The sequence below is a fragment of the Butyricicoccus sp. OF10-2 genome (assembly GCF_003481925.1).
GTDB classification, from domain to species: Bacteria; Bacillota; Clostridia; order Oscillospirales; family Butyricicoccaceae; genus Agathobaculum; species Agathobaculum butyriciproducens.
Map to the genome: position 1 here is coordinate 1 of NZ_QUMC01000052.1, position 10,658 is coordinate 10,658.

Annotated in this window: 11 protein-coding genes; 2 read left to right on the forward strand and 9 right to left on the reverse strand. The window is 48.9% G+C overall.

Annotated features, from left to right (window positions below; translation table 11 throughout):
• Nucleotides 1–330: 330 nt before the first annotated feature.
• Nucleotides 331–1,392: an S-layer homology domain-containing protein gene (locus DXB00_RS15880; RefSeq protein ID WP_158581338.1), complete on the reverse strand. Its 1,062-nt coding sequence runs from the start codon at nucleotides 1,390–1,392 to the stop codon at nucleotides 331–333.
• Nucleotides 1,393–1,557: 165 nt separating this feature from the next.
• Here DXB00_RS15880 and DXB00_RS16525 point away from each other — a divergent pair, with 165 nt between their 5' ends.
• Both DXB00_RS16525 and DXB00_RS16530 read left to right on the forward strand, forming a co-directional pair.
• Nucleotides 1,558–2,829, forward strand: coding sequence for a stalk domain-containing protein (locus DXB00_RS16525; RefSeq protein ID WP_158581339.1), 1,272 nt, complete (start codon nucleotides 1,558–1,560; stop codon nucleotides 2,827–2,829).
• Nucleotides 2,830–2,847: 18 nt separating this feature from the next.
• Nucleotides 2,848–3,000 (forward strand): hypothetical protein, encoded by a 153-nt coding sequence (locus tag DXB00_RS16530; RefSeq protein ID WP_158581340.1) that lies wholly within the window; start codon nucleotides 2,848–2,850, stop codon nucleotides 2,998–3,000.
• Between the two features lie 372 nt (nucleotides 3,001–3,372).
• On the opposite strand, the gene DXB00_RS15890 is transcribed toward DXB00_RS16530, so the two are convergent.
• The 8 genes from DXB00_RS15890 to DXB00_RS15925 all read right to left on the reverse strand — a co-directional run.
• Nucleotides 3,373–4,167 carry a hypothetical protein gene (locus tag DXB00_RS15890; protein ID WP_119215175.1) on the reverse strand — a complete coding sequence of 265 codons (795 nt, stop codon included), beginning with the start codon at nucleotides 4,165–4,167 and terminating at the stop codon, nucleotides 3,373–3,375.
• A gap of 27 nt (nucleotides 4,168–4,194) precedes the next feature.
• Nucleotides 4,195–5,472: an FAD-dependent oxidoreductase gene (locus tag DXB00_RS15895; RefSeq protein ID WP_117491949.1), complete on the reverse strand. Its 1,278-nt coding sequence runs from the start codon at nucleotides 5,470–5,472 to the stop codon at nucleotides 4,195–4,197.
• 13 nt (nucleotides 5,473–5,485) lie between these two features.
• Nucleotides 5,486–6,991: a tripartite tricarboxylate transporter permease gene (locus DXB00_RS15900; RefSeq protein ID WP_119215176.1), complete on the reverse strand. Its 1,506-nt coding sequence runs from the start codon at nucleotides 6,989–6,991 to the stop codon at nucleotides 5,486–5,488.
• 16 nt (nucleotides 6,992–7,007) lie between these two features.
• Entirely contained in the window at nucleotides 7,008–7,466 is a 459-nt protein-coding gene (locus DXB00_RS15905; protein WP_147356589.1) for a tripartite tricarboxylate transporter TctB family protein, read from the reverse strand.
• A gap of 39 nt (nucleotides 7,467–7,505) precedes the next feature.
• Nucleotides 7,506–8,501 carry a tripartite tricarboxylate transporter substrate binding protein gene (locus DXB00_RS15910; RefSeq protein ID WP_119215177.1) on the reverse strand — a complete coding sequence of 332 codons (996 nt, stop codon included), beginning with the start codon at nucleotides 8,499–8,501 and terminating at the stop codon, nucleotides 7,506–7,508.
• Nucleotides 8,502–8,581: 80 nt separating this feature from the next.
• A complete protein-coding gene (locus DXB00_RS15915; protein ID WP_118361970.1) occupies nucleotides 8,582–9,613 on the reverse strand; it encodes a LacI family DNA-binding transcriptional regulator in 1,032 nt (343 codons plus the stop codon).
• A gap of 425 nt (nucleotides 9,614–10,038) precedes the next feature.
• Nucleotides 10,039–10,263, reverse strand: a complete 225-nt coding sequence (locus DXB00_RS15920) for a hypothetical protein (RefSeq protein WP_119215178.1) — start codon at nucleotides 10,261–10,263, stop codon at nucleotides 10,039–10,041.
• 90 nt (nucleotides 10,264–10,353) lie between these two features.
• A partial coding sequence (locus DXB00_RS15925) for a hypothetical protein (RefSeq protein WP_207665899.1) occupies nucleotides 10,354–10,658 on the reverse strand: 305 nt, incomplete at its 5' end.

Here is a 10,658-nt window from a genome sequence, read left to right on the forward strand (position 1 = left end):
AGTCCTGAAATCGATATAAGTAAAATAAGCCTTATCCGGTCTGACCCAGAACATAGAAAGAAGCGCCAGGATCACTGCAATTGACAAAACGGTTTCTTTCCTGAAAAAAGTATATAATTTTTGTAACATAATATTTCCTTTCCGGTCCTCCTGGCTATCGTATGTGGCAGAAAAAAGAATCTAAACCGGAACTGGCAGCCTCCATGATCCGGCAGGTTATGCCTGAATTTCAGGAAAAAAAGCAGGTTATTAAAGGCCTTAAAACAGCTGATTCATCAACAAGTCTATCATTTATAAAGTTGTAAACTGGTGTATGGATATATACTGCTGTTAATTCATTGCGCCTGTACCGGTGAAATTAACATTATAGCTATAGCGGTAAGGGTCGCTGCCATACGTTTTAACATTGATATTATGATCAGTAAACGTCAGCACATATTTAATCTTCTCCATCGTTGAGGGAACTTCTGAATAGCACGCGGTTCCGTTTGCAACTGCTGTATTCACAGAAGTAAATTTCGCTTTCTCTGCCGTGAAAAGAATCACGCGTCCGGACTTGATGTGGTCGAACTTAAAGGTTACTTCCTTGTCTGTTACATCTGTAATTTCAAGCGAACAGCCGAGCCATGGACGGCTTGCGTCATTGTCAGAAGCAAAATATTCACCTAAAAAGCTCGCAGGACCGGAGGTCGGTTTTGCTTTCAGCTGAAATGTCTTACGCTGATCCGGATCGATCATACGGGTAATAATTGCGGTTACTTCTGCACGGGTAACATATCCTTTCGGATTAAAATGTCCGTATGCCGTATTGCCGGTCAGAATGCCTGCACGGTAAAGCATATAGATGCGGTTGGAGATCTCATCGAAAGACTCGTCTTCGGTATAAATTTTATTTTCGGTCAAATCAAGGATTTGTCCATCCGGCACATTATTAATAGCGGTATATGCAGAATCCGGCAGCGCCTTGCTGATCCAGTATGCAAAATGCCAGCGCTGCTCATGATCCATGCCGCCGAAAATACTGTCTCGATAACTGCTGTCGATATACTGCTCTACATAATAATAGTACTTATCAGTCCAGCTCGATGGATTTTGCACTTCGACGATTTCATTGTGATGGTATGCCGCATGAATGCGCGCCAGAAAAACAGTCAGTTGATCGGTAGTTAAATTCTGATCGGGTGAAAATTTAGATGCGCTCATACCGGCAGTAATCCCAAGTTCATAAGCCGATTTGACCGAATTGTAATACCATGCTGTTGAGGGCACATCCGTAAACTGATCGGAGTAAGTACTCGTATTGTTGAAACCATCAAGCAGTGCGCCTGCCGCCGGAATACTTCCGACCGCCATAACAGCCGCCATTGCAATGGAGATCAGTCTTTTTTTCATTTTCATACCCCTTATCCTGTTTCGTGTTAATGTAAATTATATTGATACTATTATATCCTATCCATGTATTGAATGCAATGAGAATAGTAAATAGTCGGAAACTGTGGTATAATCAGGTTATTATGATTTCCATTATCATTCAAAATATAAAAGGGAAGAAAAAGTATGAACAAGCATGAAAATCAAACGATGAAAATATTCGGCAAGCGGCTGACCGCTGGTCTGCTGGGTGCGGCACTGGTGATGAGTATGCCGTTTGCGTCCGCACTGACGCAGAAGAACATTACCGTAGAGCGTGGTGTTACGGTTTATGTGGATGACCAGAAGCTCAATCCGGGTGACGCAAACGGCAATCCGGTAGAGCCAATGCTGTATAATGGCACGACTTATCTGCCGATTCGCGCGGTATCTGCGGCGCTCAATGTGCCGATCGCATGGGATGGAACGACGTCCAGTGCGTATCTCGGTGAGCATAAGGTGGACCAGAATGCTGTAAACCGTGCAAAAGCGTATGTTTCGGTGATCGAACAGCTGCAGAGCAAGTACGGCAAGCGTGCCGTCAGCGGCAGTATCGTCAGCGGTCTGGTGACGGCTATGCTGATTGATTTCGATGGCAACGGAAACGAAGAACTGCTTTGCGTTTGCAATACGAAGGAGAAAAACGCTAAGGGAACGAATAAGCACAGCACCTATATGGTTTATCACTGGGATGGCAGTAAAGCAAATTGCATTGCACAGCACGAGGTAATTAGTCCTTTTTCTCAGAATGATCCGGATTATTTCAAGAGAACCATTAATATTGGTGAACGTGATGGGAAAAAGTACCTGTTTTGGGAAGCCAATGGCTCTACAGTCGGAGAAGATGATGTCGGTCTTATCAGTCTGGTTGAAACCGTAGTGGACGGGCAATGGAAAGTCACTTGGGGTTTACGAGAAAATGAGGACTGGGGAGATAATGGACCGGTTGTGTGGATGACGGACTACACAACTGGCGAAAATATAGATGTAAGTGCAGGCTGGGCTGAACTGAACACATGGCAGGACGACATAAAAAACCAATATAATGTAACCGCTGACGGTCCAGATGCATGGAATATGTGTAACCCTTATGATAACCTGGCTCCCGCACCGGAAATCGCACTTTCCAAGCTGAAAGCTATCGCCAACTCGCAGTCGTCCATTCTGGGCGGCAAGGCCTCGGGCGAGTACAATGCGAAACGTCGAATGGAAAAGCTGGCTGTTGAAACCGGGGTTAAGGTCTATGTGAACGACAAGCTGATTGTTCCGACCGACGTCAACGGCAAGACGGTTGACGTGCTGCTTTACAAGGGCACGACCTATCTGCCGGTCCGTGCCGTTGCAAATGCACTCGATCAGGCTGTTGCGTGGGATGGCGCGAGCTACAGCGTATACATCGGCAGTCACAAGGACGTATAAGTTTCAGGAGATCTCTGTATGCCCTCAAAAGATATGAGCGAAATTCTGTCGCGCTGCCGCACTGGTGATTCGGCCGCACAGGAGCCGCTGGCGCTGCAGCCTATAAGGGCATTATCGCAGTGGCGGCGGTTGCTGTTGTCAGCGGTATCGTTGCAGGTGTTATGGTTATGAATAAGCCGACACCAGTATCCGGGTTGGAATCTGCGTCTAAGTCTACAGATTCATCTTTGCCTATAATCCTGCTACCGGAGATCGAATTCCGAACGATGAGGTAGAATGGACAGTCAGTGATCCGACTGTAGTGACCTACGATCCAGTAAATGGCGCTGTCAGTTCGGCGAGCCGGAAAAATAAAGGAGCTCCATCGCCGTGCGTGGAAGCTCCTTTTGGGTAAAGTAGGGTGATATGATTTTCAACAACTGAGATCTGAAAAACAAACAGGAGGAGACGGATATTTGTTTATCCGGTCATGAAGATTGGGTAAATACACGCCGATCGCTGGAGCGATTTCATACCTGCTGTCTCAGACAGTGTATCCACGTATCACAGACTTGCGGCAATATTCCAAATAACCTGCAAGGCACTCTTCACCGCGAGTAATACGTTTCGTACGTCCTCCTCTTTATCGCGATATGCCATGTCGCGACAATCCTTAATTGTTCCGTCGATGGGATCAAATCCCATCGTCCAGATGTCAGTATAAGGACTATCCACGGAAATTGATCTCTCAATGCCAACCTGATTCAGGCTGAAAAACTGATTGGGCGCCAGTGCTTTCATGCGTTCATATACACCGTATCCATTTGCACCGTTGGCTTCGGTAAACGTCAGGAGCAGCGTTGTCAGGGCATATTCCATCGTTGCTGCTGCACGTTCATTGCCCAGTTCACGCGCCCGTTTATTCAATGGCTTAATCAGTGTCATGTACGGCAGCACGCTGCCGAGCAGCTCACCGTTATTCTCTTTCGCGATAGCTGGCAGATATTCTGCCGCATATTCCAGAAGCGCATAAACTGCGTTTACATCCGCTTCCGTGCAGCCGAGGTTCTCCGCTTTTTCCAACAGAGATACCAGCAGAATCACCATAGATTTTACGCCGTTCTCCGGCAGAGTACCTGTCGACAGCACTGCAAGCGCCTTTGACGCTTCAACATCTTCCAGACTGGCGTTTTTTACGATCTCTCCCATGGACATCGTAAGCTTACAGGTGCCTGCGGCATCCCGGTATTGAATCCACTTTCCATTGCCATAAGCACAGGCGGCAATATCTCTCAGCTTGAACAGTCCGCTTTTCAGCGACTGCTCTGCTGTAATCGTGCGGGGCATTCGTTTCAGCATAATATAACTGTGTCTCCTTTCCTGAGTTTACGGTTCTACATTCGTTCTGCGCAGTTCATCCTGCACTTCGTGAATGTCTAATTCCAACGGCTTTTTGTTCTGTGCAACACACATCGCGGCAACAATACCCATAGCATGCCCCATATTCATTACAATCGGCATTACGCGATAGCTGGAGTGTGCCTTATGCGTACCCGAAATATTGCGTCCGTTCAGCAGAATACCCTCCACCGTCTTTGGTACAAAGCAGCGCAGTGGGATCGTATACGGCTTCGGCTGCTTGAACGCCTTGTATTCGCCATTGGCATCCAGTCCGGCGCCTTCTACATTGTGCAGATCAAAGAAGAAATTCGACTTGGTAACTACCCAGTCTTCAAAGGTACGAGCCTGCGCAATATCCTGCTCATTCAGCTGATAATTCGCCTCAAACCGGCGGGTTTCACGCACACCGATCACATCGGCACTGTCGATCAGATAACAGCCTTCATATCCCGGCACATGGCGGCGCAGAAATGCAATAATCTCGGGAAGCTGCTTTCTGCATACGTATTCAGCACGATTCAGATCTCTTGCATTTGTGCCATCCACATCGGTCATATTGCTCATGTTGACTGTGACAACGCCGGGGAGCGACGAAGGATACAGCAGGATATGACCTGCCGGAGAGGGTAATTCCTGACGACCGAGTGTTTGCAGATCGCCTTCCGGCAGCTGGACCGTATCCTCAAAGCCCCAGAAGAACATGGCGCGATCCATATCTACGCCGGCAACCTTGAACATGATCGTCATCGGCTGCATACCGCCGTCCGTCGAACGTCCCTTTTCAAACGGAACGCCCGCACGCGCGGCCACGTCGCCGTCGCCGGTCGAATCGATCACCATTTTGCTCAGGATCGCTTCCCGGCCGGATTTGCTCTCTGTGATTACACCCGCAACGCGGTTTCCCTCCATAATGACATCGCTGAAGCCTGTGTACAGCTGTACATTAACGCCAGCCTCCATCAGCATATCCAGCATCAGAATACGCAGTTTTTCCGGATTGATGACCTGCTCCGCTTCACAGTCGCGTGCCTTTTCGCGCAGCTCTTCAAAGCAGCCGCCGTCCTGTCTGCCGGTCCAATGACTCATAATGCCCGTGGTTGCCACACCGCCGACCGCGCCGTACTGCTCGATCAGCATCGTTTTTCGTCCCATGCGTGCTGCGTGCAGGGCGGCGCCGAAACCTGCGGGGCCGCCACCTACAACAAGGACTTCCGTTTCTGCCGCAACCGGGATCTCCCGGCTCGGCTCAGTATAATACTTCATCTGAAACTCCTTTTTAATTTAACTCTGTTTTTTGCTTTTTTCTGTCCTTTGCTGCCTTGTAGAAGAACATTCCAATCGAAAGCACAGCCAGCGCAAGGAACAACAGGCTGAATGGCCGTGTTACGAAGATGGACAGAGAATTGCTGGACATTACCATCGAGTTGCGGAAATTCGTTTCCACCAGATCACCAAGAACTACGCCGAGGATGATTGGTACAACACTGAATCCAAGCCTGCGCAGCAGGAACGAAAATGCGCCGATGATGACCGCCAGAAGTACCTGAAATGTGCTGGCTTCGCTCGAATAGACACCGGTAATGCAGTAAACAATGATGATTGCGCTCATCAGCTCGTATGGAATACGTGTGATATTGGCATACAGCGGGGTAAACACACGACCGATAATCAGCATCAGGATATTGATAACGACAAGACCAATCATAATGCCGTATAGAACATCGCTGTGCTCCTTGAACATGGAGGGACCGGGCACCATGCCTTGCAGCATAAATGCACCCAGAAGAATTGCCGTACAACCGTCACCGGGCACGCCCAGTGTTGTAAGCGGAATCAATGTAGAACCGGTCGTTGCATTATTGGCAGACTCGGTTGCGGAAACGCCTTCGATCTCGCCGTGACCGAAATGATCACGGTATTTGGAGGTCTTTTTCGCCTGATCGTAGCTGATAAAAGCTGCAATGCCGCCGCCTGTACCCGGGATAGCACCCACAATCGTACCAATCAGCGAAGAGATCGTCATCGTTTTGAGGCAGCGCTTGATCTCTGCCCAGGACAGCTTCTCATGGTCCAGCTTCAAATGCTGCTTACGCGTTGCATCTGTACGCGGATTATAATCCGAGCGGCTGAGCAATTCGGCAATTGCGAACAGACCGACCAGCGTAACGATCAGCGGGATACCGGCGCCCAGTCGACGGACACCAAAGGTAAACCGAAGTGTACCGCTGACCGAATCCTGTCCCAGCAGTGCAATGAAAATACCGATCAGACCGCCGAGCAGACCCTTGATGATATTGCCGTTCGAGATGCTTGCAATAATAGACAATCCAAACACTGCGATGCAGAAATACTCCGGAGGGCCAAACATCTGTGTGAAATGTGCAATTTTCGGTGCAGCAAACAGCAATACCAGCGCACTGAACAGGCCACCGAAAAACGAGGCATACAGCGCCATCGTCAGAGCCTTCAGCGGCTTGCCCTGCTGCGTCAGTGGATAACCATCCAGCACAGTCGCTGCGCTCGAGGGCGTACCCGGTGTATTGATCAAAATTGCAGTAATGGAGCCGCCGTATGTGCCGCCGCAATACAAGCCAAGCAGCAGAAGCATCGCCGGGATCGGTTCCATACTGTATGTAATCGGCAGGCACAGGATGATCGCAATATCCGCAGTCAAACCCGGAATGGCACCGATAATGATACCTGCCAGCAGACCGATGAAAATTGCAATGAAGCTCTCTGCCGAGGCCATCAGCGCCAAACCGGTCATCAAGTTATCTAACATATGCGCTTCCTCCTTCTTATGGCAGGGTCACGCTCATTGCCTGAAATGCAAAGTACGCAACGATTACATTTGCACTGGCAATCGCATAGAACCACCATTTTCTCGTACCGAAATACAGCAGAATGCCATTGGCAAGCAGCAGCGAGGAAATGATAAATCCAATATGCGGAAGCAGCAGCGCGTATGCGATCAGCATGGCAATATAGATTACCGGTTTCAGCCGCAGCAGATTTTCTTTAGTGAAAATGGCTCCTGAAATCGTGTATTCGGTCTTTTCCTTGGACAGGATACCCTGCACCAGCAGGATCACGCTGCAAAGTATCATGCCGCGGATCAGAAGCGTCGGAACTGTTGCAGCAGTCACCGCGCTGGTTTCATACGTCCGGATCTGCGATGGTATCAGAATATGCAGGGCAACAGAAACGATCAGGAACAGAACGCCTGTTATCATATTCGAATTTAGCTTTACTTTCAATCTTGTCACCTCTCACACCAGATGAAACAGACCAGCCTGTTACTGGAGCATCTCCACGTATTTGTCCATGCTGTCCATCTGATCCTCGATAAACTGCGTCACTTCGTCACCCTTGGCATCCCACAGCGGATAACCCATCTCGTCCATAAAACCGGTGAACTTGGAATCGGCATATACGTCATCGAGCATTGCATTCAGTTTGTCTACGATCTCCTGCGGAACGTCCGAGCGAACAGCCAGACAGTCCATGCCGGCAAATTCAACATCAACATCCCAGTCCTTGATGGACTTTACTTCACCGTACGGAGTCTGAACCGTTTCCGGATAGAAAGTTGCGACCGCCTGGATCGTACCCTCTTCCTGATGCGAGTAGTATGCCGGAGGCGTACCCAGACCGCAGTCTACCTGACCGGAAACCACTGCATTGATCGATTCTGCCTCGCTGCCCATAACGACCGGCTCTGCCTCGATACCAAGCGACTTGAACATTGCAGAAGAAACAACGTACTGGTCACCGCCCGGGCCGGAAGAAGTTGCATACGTGATCTTATGCGTTTTACCGTAGTTGATCAGATCATCAAACGTCTTCATGCCGGATTTCTGCGGATTGGTGAGGATCATCAGCGAAACCTGACGCATACCGCGCAGCATAGTGAAATTAGAAAGATCATAGGATACATCGATGTACTTCGGAGTCAACGAAAATAACGGACCGTTGGCGACGACCATAGTATAACCGTCCGCATCCGCATCCATGGCATCCATCATGCCGATGGTGCCGGAAGCGCCTGTGTGATTTTCTACAATGATCGGCTGATCAAAATAATTCTTGGCCACTTCCGAGATCTTGCGGGAGATGACATCGGCACCGCCGCCGACACCCCACGGACAAATGATTGTTACCGGTCCATTCGGGTAATCAGCCGCATCTGCCGCAGCATTGCCTCCCTTTGCATTGGCACCGCCGCAGCCCGTCAGACCTGCCAGCAGCATGGAGCCCGCCATCAGCATAGCCATCAATTTTTTTCCTTTCATTTTCTTTTCCTTCTTTCTTTTTCATATTTGAAACGCTTTTTCGCGTTTGCATACGTATTCAATTGCGGAGAATAAAAGAATTATTCTCCTGCTGAGGGACAGAATGTATCTCGGATGATCAATTTGCTGTCCAGTATATACCGGTAGGTATCCGGCAGTTTGTTCGATGCCATTGCCATGACCCATTCTACTGTTAAATTGATAATCCTGTCATAATCTACTGCCACAGTGGTTAAATGCGGCGTAAACCAGCTGCCCATCGGGATATTATCCGAACCAATCAAAGCCACATCATCCGGCACCTGAATGCCCTGCTCGCGCAGTGCCTCCAGAGCGCCTAATGCCATCATATCGTTCTGCGCAAAACACGCTGTACCCGGCTGGAACAGTTCAATATGCTCCAAAACCTGCTGCGTAGCCTGCTTCAGGTTGTAATCTGCATGCAGGATGTGCGTATCTGACAGCTTATGCCCATGCTGATGCAAAACACGTGCAAAAGCTTCATGTTTATGTATCACGTCGATTCGATCCTGCGGTCCGATAATTTCCACAAATCGTGTATAGCCAGCTTCGCAAAACGCCTTGCCGACCAGACCGCCAATCTGTGAATGGCTCGGTGCGATCATATACGACTCATCCAGTGATTCATTCGTATCGTAAATATAGATAAATGGAATTTTTGTTTCATGCAGCAGGCTTTTGACTCGCTCATCCACCTGCGGTCGGTTAAAGATCAGGGCATCAAACCGTCGATTGCTGATACTCTTCTCGATGGAAAAAAACTCACCGTATTTCCCTTCATCGAACACCGGCACCAGATCCAACCCTTCCTTTACAAGCTGCATACGTATGCGATAGTAAATGTCACTTTGAATATAATGGTTTGCAAAGCCGGTAAAATCCTCTGAGAATACATATCCGATCACACCGGTGCGGTTGGTTTTTAACCCCCGTGCGTTAGTGTTAAACTGAAAGGAGTATTCTTCCGCCAGCTTTTTGACTCTTGCCTTGGTTTCTTCTGAAACCAGCGGACTGTCATTCAAGCAACGGGAAACCGTTGATTGCGACACACCAGCTAATTTGGCAAGTTCGACGGAAGTAATCGTTTTCAACTGTTTTCACCTCTTTGCATACGTATGAATTGATTGTCTTATATATAGCATATTTGCAAAATAAACACAATAGCCAAACGAATATTTGCAATTATTTCGTTAGTATTATCCAAATTCCCATAGCTGTTTTTAGTACTCTTGCTCGTACTGAAACCAGACCGGACCCTGTTCGAGCTTCAGAAGCACTTTTCCCGCACGGCAGCAAAAATCAACTGATCTCCACACCTGCCGCCACCCAATAAACCCGAAGCACACAGCTGAATTTCAGGCTGTGTGCTCCGGGTTCTCTTTATGGCAAAATTGTGCGGTATCGGTCTGACAAGCAACGGATTTGATTGTGCAAATCCAGCTTGACGGGTGGAATCCCCGTGCCCCCGTTTTTTCAGCCGCACGGCGGTTTTACGGGCGGGACGGAAGCGGGATGCTTACTCCATCCACGGGTCGATAATGACCTTCATGCTTTCACGGGTCATGCTGGCCTTCACGGCCTCCTCTGCCTGCTTCCACGGGAAGTGATGGCTGAACAGTCGCTCCCACGGGAAGGTATCCTTGTGGCGCAGCATCATTTCCATCACGGTTTTGTATTTATTGTGCGTGTGATTCGTCATGCCGACGATACGCAGGTTGCGCGAATTGAGATAAACGGTCACGGTATACTCTCACTTTTATCGCCTATATTGCCGGTAAATTGTCCGTATATCCTGTATTTCATAACAGAATTTCAGTATAAAGTTAAAAAGTCACAAAGCTATAACTTTGTGACTTTTTAACTTATTTTTCCGTAAGTTACGCAAAAACTGATCGAGTGCCTGCCGTACCAGCTCGGACATATCGCAGTCGCGGTGGAAGGCTGCCGCCTTGAGCTGCTTATGCTGCTCCGGGCGCAGACGCACGGTCACCTGCACGGTAGAGGCTTTCTTCTTCTCCGCAGTCGGTGCGGCAGCGGTTTCCTGTGCCGGCTGCGGCTCCTCGTCCTTGCGGCCGATCATATTCTTGAACATTTCCTCTGCGCTGAGTCTTGCCATTACTGTTCCCTCTCCTTCTC